The sequence below is a fragment of the Pseudomonas sp. Irchel 3F3 genome, from assembly GCF_900187545.1.
Taxonomy (GTDB): Bacteria; Pseudomonadota; Gammaproteobacteria; order Pseudomonadales; family Pseudomonadaceae; genus Aquipseudomonas; species Aquipseudomonas fortuita.
Genome location: NZ_FYDS01000002.1, coordinates 524,787 through 539,521 on the forward strand (window position 1 = coordinate 524,787; position 14,735 = coordinate 539,521).

At 63.4% G+C, this 14,735-nt stretch carries 15 protein-coding genes; all 15 read right to left on the bottom strand.

From position 1 onward, the window contains the following. Positions 1-20: 20 nt before the first annotated feature. On the bottom strand, positions 21-1,229 hold the full coding sequence (locus tag CKW35_RS05845; RefSeq protein ID WP_095115404.1) for an acetyl-CoA C-acyltransferase: 1,209 nt from the start codon (positions 1,227-1,229) through the stop codon (positions 21-23). Positions 1,230-1,237: 8 nt separating this feature from the next. Continuing rightward, complete coding sequence (locus tag CKW35_RS05850) at positions 1,238-1,708, bottom strand: MaoC family dehydratase (RefSeq protein ID WP_031312466.1); 471 nt, start codon at positions 1,706-1,708, stop codon at positions 1,238-1,240. 9 nt (positions 1,709-1,717) lie between these two features. After that, a complete protein-coding gene (locus CKW35_RS05855) occupies positions 1,718-2,503 on the bottom strand; it encodes an SDR family oxidoreductase (protein ID WP_016486856.1) in 786 nt (261 codons plus the stop codon). 146 nt (positions 2,504-2,649) lie between these two features. Further along, positions 2,650-3,528 (bottom strand): SDR family oxidoreductase, encoded by an 879-nt coding sequence (locus CKW35_RS05860; protein WP_016486855.1) that lies wholly within the window; start codon positions 3,526-3,528, stop codon positions 2,650-2,652. Between the two features lie 33 nt (positions 3,529-3,561). Further along, the gene (locus CKW35_RS05865; protein WP_023049055.1) at positions 3,562-4,713 is read right to left on the bottom strand and encodes an acetyl-CoA C-acetyltransferase; all 1,152 of its coding nucleotides are present in this window, start codon (positions 4,711-4,713) and stop codon (positions 3,562-3,564) included. Between the two features lie 3 nt (positions 4,714-4,716). Continuing rightward, positions 4,717-5,775, bottom strand: coding sequence for an acyl-CoA dehydrogenase family protein (locus CKW35_RS05870; protein WP_016486853.1), 1,059 nt, complete (start codon positions 5,773-5,775; stop codon positions 4,717-4,719). Between the two features lie 9 nt (positions 5,776-5,784). Beyond that, positions 5,785-6,945 (bottom strand): acyl-CoA dehydrogenase family protein, encoded by a 1,161-nt coding sequence (locus CKW35_RS05875; protein WP_016486852.1) that lies wholly within the window; start codon positions 6,943-6,945, stop codon positions 5,785-5,787. Between the two features lie 9 nt (positions 6,946-6,954). After that, complete coding sequence (locus CKW35_RS05880) at positions 6,955-7,707, bottom strand: enoyl-CoA hydratase family protein (RefSeq protein ID WP_095115406.1); 753 nt, start codon at positions 7,705-7,707, stop codon at positions 6,955-6,957. Next, positions 7,704-8,810, bottom strand: a complete 1,107-nt coding sequence (locus CKW35_RS05885) for a nitronate monooxygenase family protein (RefSeq protein ID WP_016486850.1) — start codon at positions 8,808-8,810, stop codon at positions 7,704-7,706. Before CKW35_RS05885 ends, CKW35_RS05880 begins: the two co-directional genes overlap by 4 nt. Next, on the bottom strand, positions 8,807-9,718 hold the full coding sequence (locus tag CKW35_RS05890; RefSeq protein ID WP_024717888.1) for an enoyl-CoA hydratase: 912 nt from the start codon (positions 9,716-9,718) through the stop codon (positions 8,807-8,809). The genes CKW35_RS05885 and CKW35_RS05890 overlap by 4 nt, the downstream gene beginning before the upstream one ends. Before the next feature lie 16 nt (positions 9,719-9,734). Then, positions 9,735-10,532 (bottom strand): acyl CoA--acetate/3-ketoacid CoA transferase subunit beta, encoded by a 798-nt coding sequence (locus CKW35_RS05895; RefSeq protein WP_016486848.1) that lies wholly within the window; start codon positions 10,530-10,532, stop codon positions 9,735-9,737. Positions 10,533-10,543: 11 nt separating this feature from the next. Further along, a complete protein-coding gene (locus tag CKW35_RS05900) occupies positions 10,544-11,419 on the bottom strand; it encodes a CoA transferase subunit A (RefSeq protein WP_023049054.1) in 876 nt (291 codons plus the stop codon). Beyond that, positions 11,416-12,321, bottom strand: a complete 906-nt coding sequence (locus CKW35_RS05905; protein ID WP_060517742.1) for a VOC family protein — start codon at positions 12,319-12,321, stop codon at positions 11,416-11,418. The genes CKW35_RS05900 and CKW35_RS05905 overlap by 4 nt, the downstream gene beginning before the upstream one ends. 198 nt (positions 12,322-12,519) lie before the next feature. After that, positions 12,520-13,467 (bottom strand): OB-fold domain-containing protein, encoded by a 948-nt coding sequence (locus tag CKW35_RS05910; RefSeq protein ID WP_095115429.1) that lies wholly within the window; start codon positions 13,465-13,467, stop codon positions 12,520-12,522. Between the two features lie 5 nt (positions 13,468-13,472). Then, the gene (locus tag CKW35_RS05915; protein WP_024717891.1) at positions 13,473-14,684 is read right to left on the bottom strand and encodes a thiolase family protein; all 1,212 of its coding nucleotides are present in this window, start codon (positions 14,682-14,684) and stop codon (positions 13,473-13,475) included. Positions 14,685-14,735: the final 51 nt, after the last annotated feature.

Consider the following 14,735-nt stretch of genomic DNA (forward strand, 5'->3'; position numbering starts at 1 on the left):
CCGATAGACAGAACCGCGGGTCAGTCCAGCTCGAACAGGCCCGCCGCGCCCATGCCCCCCCCGATGCACATGGCCACGACCACGTAGCGCACGCCGCGACGGCGCCCTTCCAGCAGGCCGTGACCGACCATGCGCGCACCCGACATGCCGAACGGGTGACCAATCGAAATAGCCCCACCGTTGACGTTCAGGCGCTCCGCAGAAATCCCCAGAGCGTCGCGGCAATGCAGGACCTGGCAGGCAAAGGCTTCGTTGATTTCCCATAACCCGATTTCGGCCACGCTCAAACCGAAGCGTTTGAGCAGTTTGGGCACCGCCAGCACCGGGCCGATGCCCATTTCTTCCGGCGCGCAGCCGGCCACGGCGATGCCGCGATACGTCCCCAGCGGCTTCAGGCCACGCCGGGCGGCCTCGGCGCGGCTCATCAGCAAGCCGGCCGAGGCTCCGTCGGAGAACTGTGATGCGTTGCCGGCGGTGATGAACTCGCCCTGCTCGACCCATTGGCCGTTCTTCCACACGGGTTTCAACGCCGCCAGGTCTTCGAAGCGGGTTGAAGGACGGTTGCACTCGTCGCGATCGGCAACCACCTGCTCATGGCCATCGGGCTGGCCTTCCTTGTCAAAGCGCAGCTTGCGCACTTGCAGCGGTACGATTTCTTCGTCGAACAGGCCATCGCGCTGGGCCACCGCGGTGCGCTGCTGACTTTGCAGGGAGTAGTCGTCCTGGGCCGCGCGGCTGATGCCGTAGCGCCGGGCAACGATCTCGGCGGTTTCGATCATCGGGATGTAGGCGCTTGGCATACACGCCAGCACCGCCTCCGACTGGTTGCGGTAGGTGTTCTTGTGCTTGTTCTGGGTCAGCGACAGCGACTCGACACCGCCGCCGATGGCAATGCTCATTTCACCGAGCAGAATGTTCTTCGCCGCCATGCCGATACTGATCAGCCCTGAAGCGCACATCCGGTCAAGTGCCATGCCCGGCACGCTGTCGGGCAAACCGCCGGTGTAGGCGCATAGCCTGCCAATGTTGTAGCCCTGGGTGCCCTGCTGTACTGCAGCGCCCATGATCACGTCATCTACCGCGCCAGGCTCGATACCTGCACGCTCGACCACCGCGCGTACCACATGGCCGCCAAGCACCGGGGCTTCGGTGTCGTTGAAAGAGCCGCGAAAGGATTTGCTCAGTGCAGTACGGGCAGTCGCTACGATTACAACGTCTTGCTTGTCCATGAACAGCCTCACTCGGTGACGGGATTGAAGGTGTAACGGCTGATGGTGTCGACCACGCAGCCAGGGCGTTCGGCGCCCTCGATCTCGACGCTGATGCGCACCACCAGCTGAACTGCGCTGCCGATCAGCTCGGCACTGATGACCTGCCCTCGGCCGCGTACCCGCGCACCGACTTTCACCACGGCGGGGAAACGCACGCGGTCGGTGCCGTAGTTCACCCCCATGGCCATGTTGTCGATGCTCATCAACTGCGGCATGAACAGGTTGGCCAGGGCCAGGGTCAGGTAGCCATGGGCGATGCACGCCCCGAACGGGCCATTGGCGGCGCGCTCAGGGTCGACATGTATCCACTGCTGATCGCCAGTGGCTTCGGCGAACAGATTGACCCGCGCCTGGGTCAGCTGCAGCCAGTCGGTGACGCCCAGGTCCAGGCCCTGGGCCTTGAGCATTTGCTCGGCGCTACAGAATCGGGTGCTCATGGGGTGCCCTCAAGCCTGTTGTGAACTGACCGACAGCACTTCGCCGACCATGTAGGAGGCGTAATCGCTGGCCAGGAGGATCATGACGTTGGCGACTTCCCACACTTCAGCGGCGCGGCCAAAGGCTTCACGATCGGCCAGTTTGGCCAGCAGTTCTTCGCTGCTGGCTTTCTTGAGAAATTCGTGCAAGGCAATCGACGGCGACACGGCGTTGATGCGCACCCCGCTTTCGGCGGCTTCCAGCGCACTGCAGCGGGTCAGCGCCATGACCCCGGCCTTGGCGGCGGCGTAGTGCGCCTGCTCTTTCTGCGCACGCCAGCCGAGTACCGAAGCGTTGTTGATGATCGCCCCGCTCCCTCGGCGCTCCATGTGCGGCAGCATCGCGCGGGTCATGCGGAAGGTGCCGGTGAGGGTCACATCAATTACCCGCAGCCATTCCTCGTCGCTCATCTCGGTGACCCGCCTGGAACCACCAAGGCCTGCGTTGTTGATCAGCACGTCGACGCCGCCAAGGGCCTGTTCGGCGGCGGCGACCAGGGCTTGCACCTCGGTTTCGACAGTGACGTTGCACAGCTGGCCGTACACGGCCTGCAAGCCGGTGTCGGCCTTGAGCTGTTCCACCGCCTGCTCCAGGCGCCGGGGATGAACATCGGAAATCATCAGGGCGCGGCAGCCTTCTTCGGCGCAGCGCTTGGCCACGGCATAGCCGATGCCAGCGCCAGCGGCGGCAGTGATGAGCACGGATTTGCCAGCCAGCAACTGGTGGCCTGGCACATAAGGAGGGGCTTGTTTCACGCGGTATACCTCTGACAGAAAACAGGTTGTCGACAGGTATAAAGGCCGCAGGGGGCAGGCACATCGTCAAAACGGACGGGGTCGGTTGTGGCAAGGCAAAAAGAGGCAGGCGCCGGTAATGCCGACGCCTGTGCATCAAGCTGCGCTCACGTACCCCAGACCTTTTGCGCCTTGGGTGCTTCGCTGAGGATCGCATCGACCGCCGCCCCTAGTTCAGCGACCTGCCATCGCGCCCCCTTGTCGCGGGTGACGCCGGTACGCCAGCCATCACCGAGGGAGATCCGGCCGCCCTGGCTCTCGAACAGCTGGCCACTGACATGTCCGGACGCCTCACTGCCCAGCCATACCACCAAAGGTGCGACGTTCTCCGGCGCCCAGGCGTCGAAGCTGTCGTCCTCGGGCTTCTTGACCATGTCCGGCATTGCGCTTTCGGTCATCGCCGTACGCGCCGCCGGGGCCAGGGCGTTGGCGGTGACGCCATAGCGGGCCAGTTCCGCCGCCTGCACCAGGGTCAGGGAAGCGATACCGCCTTTGGCCGCTGCATAGTTTGACTGCCCGATCGAGCCCTGCAAACCGGCGCCGGAACTGGTATTGATAATACGCGCCGCCACCCGGATACCGGCCTTCGCCTGATCGCGCCAGCGCCGGCCGAGGATGTTGGCCAGGCAGTAATGCCCCTTCAGGTGCACGCGCATCACCATGTCCCAGTCCTCTTCCGACAGGCTGATGAACATGCGGTCACGCAAGACCCCGGCGTTGTTGACCAAAACATGCACTTCGTCGAACGCCGCCAATGCAGCATCGACGATGCCTTGAGCGCTGCTCAGGGTGGTGATGTCGCCATCGTTGGCGATTGCTCGGCCACCCTGGGAGCAAATCTCGTCGACCACTGCCTCGGCGGCCTCGCGACGAATGTCATTGACCACCACATTGGCGCCTTCGGCGGCAAATGCCAACGCATACGCGCGGCCCAGCCCGCCACCGGCACCGGTGATGATCGCAGTACGACCTGCACAGATTCCCATAGGATATTTTCCTGTTGTTGAGTGTGGGTAGCTTCAAAGCCGTTCGATGATGCTAACGTTGGCCTGGCCGCCGCCTTCACACATGGTCTGCAGGCCATAACGCCCGCCGGTGCGTTCAAGCGAATGCAGCAAGGTGGTCATCAAGCGCGCACCGGTAGCGCCCAGCGGGTGGCCAAGGGCGATGGCGCCGCCATTGACGTTGGTGCGAGCCGGGTCGTAATCGAGCTCCTTGGCCCAGGCCATGACCACCGAGGCAAACGCTTCGTTGATTTCCACAAGGTCGATATCAGCCATGCGCAGGCCAGCCTTCTTGAGCGCCGCACGGGTGGCTGCAATCGGTGCCGTGAGGTGCCAGATCGGGTCGTCGCCGAGCACCGACAGGTGATGAATACGCGCCCTGGGGGTCAGGTTGTAGCGCTTGAGCGCCGCCTCCGATACCACTAGCAAGGCCGCGGACGCATCGCAGGTCTGGCTCGATACGGCGGCTGTGATCGACGGGAACTCAGCGCTCACAGGCTCCAGGCTGGCCATTTTCTCCAGGCTGCTGACCCGCGGCGTTTCATCAAAGGCCAGGCCTTCACAGGCAACGATCTCGCGGGCGAAATAGCCGGCTTCTGCAGCCGCCAAGGCGCGACGATGGCTTTCCAGGGCAAACACTTCCATGTCTTCGCGGCTGATCTGCCAGTGATCGGCGATGCGCTGTGCGGCGTAAAACTGATTGACCGGCTGCTGCCCAAAGCGCGCCTGCCAGCCTTTGCTGCCGGAAAACGGGTCACTGAAGCCCAGCGGTTGGCCAGCGAGCATCGCCGACGAGATCGGGATCTGGGTCATGGTCTGCACACCACCGACCGCCACCACCTCCTGCATGCCACTCATCACCGCTTGCGCGGCAAAATGCAGCGCCTGTTGCGACGAACCGCACTGCCGGTCGACCGTGGTGCCCGGCACGTTCAGCGGCAAGCCGGCAGCCAGCCAGCTGGTGCGAGCGATGTCACCCGCCTGCGAGCCGATGGCGTCGACACACCCGAAAATCACGTCGTCATACGCGTGGGCAGGAATGGCGTTGCGTTCGACCAGCGCTTTCAACACATGCGCGCCCAGGTCAATGGCATGCACGTGGGCCAGACTGCCTTTGCGTTTGCCCGTGGGGCTGCGCAGGGCATCGACGATATACGCTTGGGGCATGGCTCAGTCCTCGAAGGTGGCGCCCGGCCCAAGCCGGGCTTCATCGCTGAGCACATAGGCGGCGACGCGGGTTTTATGGGTGGCACGGTCGCCCCAGGACGGGTCCAGCGACCACACGCGCTTCATGAACATCTGCAGGTCGACCTCCCAGGTGTAACCCATGGCACCGTGCACCTGGATACCGTGGCGCGCCGCCAGCCAGCTGGCGTCGCAACAGGCCAGCCTGGCCTGCGATACATAGACATCGGCGCGGCGATCCCCCTGCGCCAAGGCATAGGCCGCGCGATACAGCACAGGTTTGGCGAATTCGATCTTGCTGGCGATATCGGCCAGGTGATGCTTGACCGCCTGAAAGCTGCCGATCGGCTTACCAAATTGCTTGCGCTGGGCCACGTAGTCCACCGACAGGTCGAGGATTCGCTGGGCCAGGCCGAGCAGTTGCCCGGCAACCGACAAGGCGCCGCGGTTCAAGGTATCGGCCCACAAGGCCCGCCCCTGTTCGCCGCCGATCAGCAAGGTGTCGCGTGTTGGCTGCCAGCTCACCAGGCCCAGGCGCCTGGAGGCATCGATACTGGCGTTGGCCTGCACATCGACCTGCGCGCGCGGCACCGCATGCACCTCATCGCCCTGGGCAAGGATCAGCCACTCTGCCAGCGGTGCATCAGGCACCAACGGGTTGATCGGGTGGCCGATAGCCAGGCGCACGCTGCCATCGGCGATGCGCGGCAGCAGGCGGGCTTTGACCGGGCTGTCGTCTGGCAGGCCGTTGAGCAGCCCGGTGACCACATAAGCCGTGTCGGCCAGCGAGTCCGGGATGGCGTAGTAGCCCAGCTCCTGGGTCATCAGTGCCCAGGCCACATCGTCCATGCCCAGGCCACCGAACTGTTCGGGCACCGACAATGCCGTCAGGCCCTGTTGGGCTATCTTGTTGCGCAAGTCAGCGGAGCGGCCTGTATCGGTTTCCCAGATCTCGCGCAGCATTTCGGGCGCCGCCTCGGTCATCAGGAAACGGCTGATGGCTTCGCGAAACGTGAGCTGATCATCGGTAAAGGTAAAGTCCATGGCCGGCTCCTATTTCGGCAGGCCGAGCATGCGCTCGGCGATGATGTTGCGCTGGATTTCGTTGGTGCCGGCGTAGATCGGCCCGGCCTGGGCGAACAGGAAGCCATCAAGCCAGCCGCCTTCGACCGCTTGCGCAGCACTGCTCAACAACTCCCCGTGCGCACCCAGGATGCGCATGGCGGTTTCGTGCATCTTCAAGTCGAGCTCCGACCAGATGATCTTGTTGATGCTCGACTCGGCGCCGATTTGCGCGCCACGGCTCAAGCGCCCGACGGTGTGATAGGACGACAGCGCGTAGCCTTCAGCGCCCAGCCAGGCCTCGACAACCGCTTCGCGGATGCTCGGGTCGCGGTCGGCGCTCTGGCGGTTGGCGTTGTACAGCTGTATCAACTTGCGCGCCGTGGCCTGGAAGCGTGCCGGCGAACGCAACAGCAAACCTCGTTCAAAGCCGGCGGTGGCCATCGCCACATGCCAGCCCTGGCCTTCGGCACCAATGCAGTTTTCAACCGGCACGCGCACGTCGTCGAAAAACACTTCGGCAAAGGTGTTCTTGCCGTTCAGCGCCTTGATCGGCCGGATGGTCACGCCCGGGGCATCGAGCGGCACCATCACGAACGACAAGCCGTTGTGCCGGGTCGAGGCCGGGTCGCTGCGGAACAGGCCAAACAGCCAGTCGGCAAACAGTGCGCGGCTGGACCAGGTTTTCTGCCCGTTGAGCACATAGTGATCGCCATCACGGATGGCCTTGCTGGTGATCGCGGCCATGTCGGAGCCGGCATTGGGCTCGGACCAGCCCTGGGCCCACATGTCGACACTGGACGCCATGCGCGGCAGGAAGCGCTGCTTCTGCGCCTCGGTACCGAACTCCATCAACGTTGGGCCGAGCAGCAGCTGACCGTTCTGGTTGATACGCATCGGTGCGTCTGCGCCGTAGTACTCTTCCTCGAAAATCAGCCACTCGATCAGGTCGCAACCGCGCCCGCCGTAGGCCTTGGGCCACATGACCATCGACAGGCGCTGCTCGAACAGCTTCGCCTCCCAGGCCCTATGCTGCTCGAATCCTTCCCGGGTGTCGTAGTTGGCCAGCGGCGTAGTCGGCTGATTGGCCGCCAGCCATTCACGCACTTCCTCACGGAAGGCCTTCTGTTTGGGGGTATAAGCTAGTTCCATGGCACTCTCTCAGAACTTGGCGTCGCGTTTTTCGACGAAGGCGCGGCGGGTTTGCGCAGAATCCGGACTGGTGTAGGCCTGCAGGGTCAGCCCCTGCTCCCAGCGGTATTTGTCTTCCAGGTTGCCGTCCTCGATACCGTTCAGGGCTTCCTTGGAGATACCGATCATCACCGGGCTCTTGGCAGCGATTCTGGCGGCAATCTCCAGCGCGGTTTCGCGCAGCTGCTCTTTGGGCACCACGCGCTCGATGAAGCCATACTGCGCAGCCTCGGCGGCGCCGATCTTGTCGCCGGTGAAGAACAGATAACGAACCTTCTGCACCGGGAACAAACGCTGCAGGTGGGCGCCGCCGCCCATGGCCCCACGGTCAACTTCGGGCAAGGCAAAGGTGGCGCACTCTGAGGCCACGACAATGTCGGCAGCACCGGTAATGCCGACGCCACCACCGAGGACGAAGCCGTGCACGGCGACGATGACCGGCACAGGGTTGCGATGCACCGCCTTGAACGCCGCATAATTACCGGCGTTGACCGCTACGATGCGTTCGGGGTGGGCGTCCAGTTCCTTGATGTCGACACCGGCGCAGAAACCACGGCCTTCGGCACGGATGACGATTACCCGGACGTCGGGGTTGGCGCCCAGGGCTTCGACCTGATGGGCCAGGTCCATCCACTCCTGGCTGCCCAGGGCATTGACCGGCGGTTTGGCCAGCACCAGCTCGGCAATGCCCGCCTCGATCTGTGTGGTAAATGCTTGACTCATGAGGGTGTTCTCCAAAGTTCGGCAGGCTGATGCTCGCTACGGCAGGCCAACAGGGCTTCCAGGCAGCGTTCGGCTTCCTGGGCAATTTCTTCGATCACTTGCTGGCAACTCTTGAGTTCGCCAATGGCGGCGGCTACCTGGCCGCTGGGCAGAATGCCTTCGTCCGGAACACCGTCGATCATCGAACGCTGCAGCAGTACCGGCTGGTTGGCGGCCATCAGCGTTTGCGACAGCGCGCCGGGGTCTTCCTTGAGTGCCTGGCGCAGCACACCGAACAGATGGCTCAGGCTCATTCCGGTTTGCTGCTTCCATTTCCAGGCGCTGCGCAACGCGATGCACAGGCGCCCGAAAGACCCGGCCTGCTCCAGGCGGTTGATAAACGGGTTCTCGATCATGCGGTGGCGCATGCCATCTACCGCCGTGGTCACCCGCACCCGTTGCGGGTCGTTGACCTCGAGGTAATGCACCAAGGTGCTCGACGGCGTAGGCGAGTCCCGGGTCATCAAAAAGCGCGTGCCCATGGCAATACCCACAGCGCCGGTCGCCAGCGCGCCGGCAAGGCCTCTGCCGGTGGAGTAACCACCTGCGGCGATTACCGGGACCGACACCGCCGCGAGCACCTGGGGCAACAGGATCGAACTGGGCACACCACCGGTATGCCCGCCGCCCTCGCCGCCCTGGATGGTGATCATGTCCGCGCCCAGCTCCACCGCCTTCAGGGCGTGTTTGAGTGCACCCACCGTCGGGATGCACAGCACCCCGGCAGCCTTGAAGCGGGCGATGGTCTGTTTGTCCGGGCCACGTCCGTAACTGACCGCCCGCAAGCGGTAGCGAATCGCCAGGTCAACGCATTGGGTCGCGTTTTCCTGGAACATATGGAAGTTCAGGCCGAAATTGCTGCCACCGGTGGCGGCAATTACCTTGTTGATCTCGCCTTCCAGGGCATCGGCCGCAATCGTGGCCCCGGCCAGAAAACCGAAACCACCGGCGCGGGTTGTGGCAATCACCAGGTTGGCGTCTGCCACCCATCCCATGGCGGTCTGCACGATCGGGTAGCGGCAGCCCAAGGCTTCGGTCAGTGGCGTACACAACCAGCGGCTCATGCCTGCTCTCCACTGGCGGCAGCCTTGTTGGCCTGGGCCATGGCCTTGGCATCGAAGCCGCCCAGCTTGTCACCCGACAGCAGTTCGTTGTGGGCATGGGCGAAGTGGTGCCAGGCAAAGGCGGCGTCCATCGCCGTGCGTTTACCCTGCAGATCCTCGACGTGGTTAATGGCCTGCTTGGTCAGCGCAAGGCCCATTCGCGGCTGCCGGGCAATACCGGCCGCCAGCGCATAGGTGCCCTGCTCCAGTTCCTCACGGGGCACTACCCTGTTGACCATGCCCATCTGGTAGGCACGCTCGGCACTCATGCGATCGCCGGTGAACAGAAACTCCTTGGCGATGCGTGGGTTCAGTTCATACGGGTGGGCAAAATACTCCACCCCCGGAATGCCCATACGTACCACGGGGTCCTGGAAAAACGCATCATCGCTGGCCACGATCAGGTCGCACACCCAGGCCAGCATCAGCCCACCGGCCACACACGCACCCTGGACCATGGCAATGGTCGGCTTGGGCAGCTCACGCCAGCGCCGGCACATGCCCAGGTACACCTCTTGCTCGCGGGCATACAGCTGCTCGGCGCCGGGCTTGTTGGTGTGATCCCACCAGAGGTGTGCACGCTCGAACGGTTTGTTGATATCGCGCCCGGGCGTGCCAATGTCATGGCCGGCCGAAAAATGCTTGCCCGCCCCGCGCAGTACAATGACCTTGACCGCATCATCGTTGACAGCCTGGCGCAGCGCCGCATCCAGCGCATACGTCATCTGCGAGTTCTGCGCATTGTTGAAGCCTGGCCGGTTCATGGTCAGCGTGGCGATACCCTCTGCCACGCTGTACAACACCGGTTCCTGCGTTTCGTACACCGAGTGGTCTGCACGCTCGACGAATTCACTGTCAGGGCTGTTCATGCTCATGTCCCTCGCCTTACGCCAGGCGTATGCCAGCCGGGTTGCCCTTGATCGCCGAACTGCGCAGATCATGGGGGTCGAGCCGACGGATCAGCGCCAGTTGCTCAGGCGTCGGGTGTACGGTTTCTTTCAGCGACGCTGACTTGAGCAGCGGGAAACCGGTGTTTTCCTGCACCTGCTCAAAGCTCACCCCCGGGTGCAGGCTGCGCACCTGCACCGCGCGGTCCGGGCCGTCGAAATCCATCACACACAAGTCGGTGATGATCAGGCGGATGTCCATCAGGTCGCGACGTACGCCTTTTGGCCAGCGGTCGGCCTTGAAACCGACACCGGAGACCATGTCCACTTCGCCGCTGACGAACACGCGGGTGTTATGGTTGGGTACAAAGAACGAGTTGATGTGATTGATGCTGTTGCCGGGCAAGCCGCGCACACCCAGCATTGCGGCCTTGGGCTTGTGGTAATCGCCCACGCAAGAAAGGTTGCTCTGGCCCCAGCGGTCGATCTGCGTCGGGCCGATCATGGCGTGACGGCGGCCACCCCAGACGCACTCGAACACCCGTTCGAAGGTCAGCGAGCCCGAATATTTGGGCACATGATCGCCACGCGGCCCCAACGGGATCGGTTCTTCGACCAGGTAGGCCTCGCTGTCGGTCATCAGCAGTTGCGGGCTGTGGCTGAGTTTGGCCAGGCTGGCGCCCAGGCGCGGGATCACGCCCAGGCCCGAGGCGATCAGCTCGCCGTTGTCACGCCAGGCTTCGCTGGCCGCGACAATCATCAGTTCCGCGAGGGTGAATTCACAGGTAGTCGACATTTTCATCCTCCTCAGAACACTGGCAGGGCCAGGGAGCCCATGCGTTCGGCACCGCCGTTCTGCTCTTGATAAGCCCGCTCACCGGCCGCCACATACTGCGCAACATAGGCCTGCCAGCCGCCCTCTTCACCGGCACTGGCGGCATAGCGTTTGAGGTGGCTCAGGTCCCAGCCATACTCGGGCTGGCAGGCGGTCGGGTGGGCGCCGAACGGTGCATGGATCACGCCACTGACCAGGTACCGCTCAAAGGTGTTGCAGCGTGCCTGTTCGGTGGTCAGTTCCAGTCGTTCGTGCAATTGCTCGCAAGACACGAAGCACTGCTGGGCCGCGCGAGCGAACAGGTGGTCGAAATACGGGTCTGGGCCGGTCACCAGGGTGTTGCCCAGGCGGTCGGCGACGTTGACGTGGACAAACGCCACGTCCAGGTTCAGGGCGGGCATGGCCAGCAGCACTTCACCGTCGTCATACGGCGACTGGATGGTTTTAAGTTCAGGGTTCAACCGTGTGACATCGGTGGCCAGGCCGCAGCGGGTCGGTAGAAACGGCAAACGCATGGCCGCTGCACGCAGGCCCCACTGGAACATGCCTTCATCCACCTCTAGCAACTCCAGCCCACCGGCTTCGCGGGCTTTGCGGTAATAGGGTTCCAGCGGAATGGCATCGAGGGTGGCAAAGCCGAACACCAGCTTCTTGACCTTGCCCGCCGCACACAGCATGCCCACTTCCGGGCCACCGTAGGCGACCACGGTCAGGTCCTTGACGGGGGACCGCAGAATCTCGCGCACAACCGCCATCGGCTTGCGCCGTGGCCCCCAGCCGCCGAAGCCGATGGTCATGCCATCGCGCAGGTGCGCCACGGCATCGGCCGCCGTCATTTGCTTGTTCATTGCACATCTCCTTGCTGTTGGCCGACGGAAAAGTCATGCCCCCACAGGCTTACCCGGGTAAATTCGAAGGCCGAGTGCTCAGCCCAGTCCACTTGCAGGCCGCCGTAGCCGTACTCCAGGTCGAAGCCGGACGGGGTCTTCATGTAAAACGAGGTCATCCGGTCATTGAGGTGCTGACCGAGGGTCGCCGACAGCGGCACGTGATGGGCCAGGCGCCGGTCATGGGCGCGGCCCACTTCAGTCATCGAACCCACTTCCACCATCACGTGCACGCAGCCTGAAGGCACCGCGTACTCCGCCAGCGCCAGCGAGTGATGGCGGCTGTTGCGGCAATGCAGGAAGTGAATGCGGATTGGCGGTGCTGCCGGGTCGGGGCGAAAGTTGAAGATGTCCGACAGCTCGAAGCCCAGCACGTCCTTGACGAAGGCCAGGGTCGCGTCAAAGTCCGGGGCCGGCAGCACGGTATGGCCCAGGCCCATGTCGCCGGTGACAAAACCCGGTACGCCTTGCGGCGAAATGAACGGCAGGCAATCGGAACGGTGCCCCCAGCTCAACTCGTGGCGGTTGCCGGAGGGGTCCAGGACACTCACCAGTGCCTGTACGCCACGCTGCTCGATCTCGGCGGCAGAACCTGCTTGCCAGCGCACACCGTTTTGCTCCAGTGCCTGCAATGCGGCGTTGAATGCCCGCTCGCTGGCCAGCTCCCAGCCTGAGGCCAGGTACCCTGCCTTGGCGCCTTCGACGATGAGCATGCGAAACGGCCGATCGTCCATCTTCACGTACAGTCCGCCACTGGGCGCGGGCACCACCATCATGCCCAGCACGTCTTCGGCATAACGTTGCCACTGACTGAGGTTTTCGATTTGAGCGACAAAGTAGCTCAGCCCCCGGATATCCATCATGCCCTGCTCCTCAATGACTGGACCGTTGTTGGTCTTCATTGTGCTGAGGGCAGGCCTGGTGCTCATCGTCCGTTGAGACTAAGCAGTTGATCTATCGGGAGTACTGAAATGCAGGCGGTGGAAACAGGCTTGCCCCGCGACAGTGATGCGCAGGCACAACGCATCGCATCGCAGGGCAATCTCGCGCCTTCGGAGGGGTTACATGTACAGGATTACCAGGTCGTTGATGACCGAGGGCCGATCACTGCCGACGACGTGGGTATTCACCTCCAGGGTCAACTGGGTGCCGCGCTTGACCCGCGCCACCTGCTTGACCCTGGCCCGTGCATGAACCCGCGAGCCCGCCGGCACCGGCGCCGGGAAGCGCAGGCGGTCGGAGCCGTAGTTGACCATGGTGCTGAAACCGGTGATCTCATAACCCAGCGCCAGCTTGAGCCGCGACTGCAACACCTGTACCAGCGCGCCGTGGGCAATGGTGCCGCCAAACGGGCTGTCCTTGCGTGCACGCTGCGGATCGGTGTGAATCCAGTAGTCATCACCCGACAGCGCGGCGAAGGCATCGATCAGTGCCTGATCGATGACAATCTGGTTGCTCCAGGGGCTGAAGGTTTCATTGACCAGGCTCTGCAGTGCCACCTCATCATCCATGGCGACCAAGCGCACAGATGCTGCTTCACCCTGCTCCGGCGGTTGCGCCTGAGGCACGCCGTTGTAGCGCTGTAGCGCCGTGCTGTCCTGGTCCGGACCGGTAAAGCGCAGTAAACGCGTACCCTTGGCGTCGACTTCGGCAAACACCGGTTTGAGCCGCATGCCGATGCGGATCTGATCCTCTTCAAGCCCCACCAGGGTGGTGTTGATTCGCACGCCTTCGTCCAGTTCGATGACGGCCAGCTTTTGTGGCATCTCATCGGCAAAATCCGGCAACGTGGCAATGCGTGCCACGGTGAAGCTGTACAGGGTGGCGCTACCACTGACTTCGCGCCAGCTCAGGTCATGGGCCAGGCACTGCGGGCAGTGCCTGCGCGGGTAGAAGACCCAGTGTTCACAAGCATTACACTGTTGTATCAACAGGCGCTGTGCCTTCAGGCCTTCCCAGAACGGCGCGGAAATTTCAGTCGGCACCGGCATTGGCTTATTGTTCGACATGCGGGTCATGCTCCCTGAAGTATCAACGCGGCCTGCTCACTCATCACGCCACCGGTGCCGGACACGTAGACAGCGTCGCAGCGTTCAAGCTGGCGCTCCCCCGCCTCACCGGTGATCTGCGTGACAGCCTCGATCACCTGTGACATGCCCCCGGCAGCGCCGGCCTGGCCGAAACTCAACTGGCCACCGTGGGTGTTCATGGGGAAATCGCCGCGCCAGGTCAGGTCATGCTCGCGAACAAACTGCATGCCCTCACCCTTGGCACAGAAGCCGGCGTCCTCCAGGGTCAGCAACGCGGTAATGGTGTAACAGTCATAGATCTGCGCCGCATCGACATCGCCCGGTTTGAGCCTGGCCATCTCGAAGGCGCGGCGCGAAGCAGGCCCAATCGGGGTGTTGAGCATGTTCTGGGCATACGAAGGTGACTTGAACGCCAGGTGCTCACCGAAGCCTGTGATGAATGCCGGGCGCTTGCGTGCACGTGCGGCCACTTCTTTGGAGGCAATGATCAATGCCGCGCCACCGGCCACCGGCATGACAATCTCGAGTACGTGCAAAGGATCAGCCACACGCTTGCTCGCCAGCACCTGCTCGATCGTCAACGGCTGGCCATGGAACATCGCCTGGGGGTTGGCCAAGGCATTGGTACGTTGATCAACGGCAATCTTGGCCATGGCCACCGGGTCGTAACCGTACTGCGCGGCGTAGCGCTGGGCGATCATGGCGTAGCCGGTGTTCTGGCCCATGTGGCCGTAAGGCAGATCGAACTCCGCCTCTGGCGCGCCAAAGGCGGTACTGTGACCGCCGTAACGCATGGCGCGGGCCATTGCCCCGGGATCTTCGTCGGGGCCCATCGGCGCCAGGCGCGCCGGCATCACACACAGCACCGCCTGGCACAGGCCCAGCTCGATCGCCGCGGCCGCGCGCCAGACCATACCCACTGCGGTACAACCACCAAGGTCGACCACTTCGGCGAAATTAACAGACAAACCCAGGTATTCAGCGGCCATGGCCGGCACGAACACCGAAGCTTCGTGGAAGTGCGGGCCATTGATCACCAGGCCATCGAGGTCGTCGGCACGCAAGCCGGCGTCGTGCAGCGCCTGCGCTGCCAGGTCGGCCACTTGCTCAAGATGGAACATTCGCGGCGCTGTGGCGTACTTCTCGGGTTTGTATTGCGCGGCGCCGACAATCGCCGCATGACCTTTAAGACCCATGTATCCCCCACTCGAAGGCTGTGTGCTTGAGGTTTTTGTCTTGCGACCATG

What these genes read in the sequence shown, in the direction of transcription:
- CKW35_RS05845 (WP_095115404.1), bottom strand. Translation starts at nt 1,229, where the DNA reads ATGGACAAGCAAGACGTTGTAATCGTAGCGACTGCCCGTACTGCACTG.
- CKW35_RS05850 (WP_031312466.1), bottom strand. Translation starts at nt 1,708, where the DNA reads ATGAGCACCCGATTCTGTAGCGCCGAGCAAATGCTCAAGGCCCAGGGC.
- CKW35_RS05860 (WP_016486855.1), bottom strand. Translation starts at nt 3,528, where the DNA reads ATGGGAATCTGTGCAGGTCGTACTGCGATCATCACCGGTGCCGGTGGC.
- CKW35_RS05865 (WP_023049055.1), bottom strand. Translation starts at nt 4,713, where the DNA reads ATGCCCCAAGCGTATATCGTCGATGCCCTGCGCAGCCCCACGGGCAAA.
- CKW35_RS05870 (WP_016486853.1), bottom strand. Translation starts at nt 5,775, where the DNA reads ATGGACTTTACCTTTACCGATGATCAGCTCACGTTTCGCGAAGCCATC.
- CKW35_RS05875 (WP_016486852.1), bottom strand. Translation starts at nt 6,945, where the DNA reads ATGGAACTAGCTTATACCCCCAAACAGAAGGCCTTCCGTGAGGAAGTG.
- CKW35_RS05880 (WP_095115406.1), bottom strand. Translation starts at nt 7,707, where the DNA reads ATGAGTCAAGCATTTACCACACAGATCGAGGCGGGCATTGCCGAGCTG.
- CKW35_RS05885 (WP_016486850.1), bottom strand. Translation starts at nt 8,810, where the DNA reads ATGAGCCGCTGGTTGTGTACGCCACTGACCGAAGCCTTGGGCTGCCGC.
- CKW35_RS05890 (WP_024717888.1), bottom strand. Translation starts at nt 9,718, where the DNA reads ATGAACAGCCCTGACAGTGAATTCGTCGAGCGTGCAGACCACTCGGTG.
- CKW35_RS05895 (WP_016486848.1), bottom strand. Translation starts at nt 10,532, where the DNA reads ATGTCGACTACCTGTGAATTCACCCTCGCGGAACTGATGATTGTCGCG.
- CKW35_RS05900 (WP_023049054.1), bottom strand. Translation starts at nt 11,419, where the DNA reads ATGAACAAGCAAATGACGGCGGCCGATGCCGTGGCGCACCTGCGCGAT.
- CKW35_RS05905 (WP_060517742.1), bottom strand. Translation starts at nt 12,321, where the DNA reads ATGATGGATATCCGGGGGCTGAGCTACTTTGTCGCTCAAATCGAAAAC.
- CKW35_RS05910 (WP_095115429.1), bottom strand. Translation starts at nt 13,467, where the DNA reads ATGTCGAACAATAAGCCAATGCCGGTGCCGACTGAAATTTCCGCGCCG.
- CKW35_RS05915 (WP_024717891.1), bottom strand. Translation starts at nt 14,684, where the DNA reads ATGGGTCTTAAAGGTCATGCGGCGATTGTCGGCGCCGCGCAATACAAA.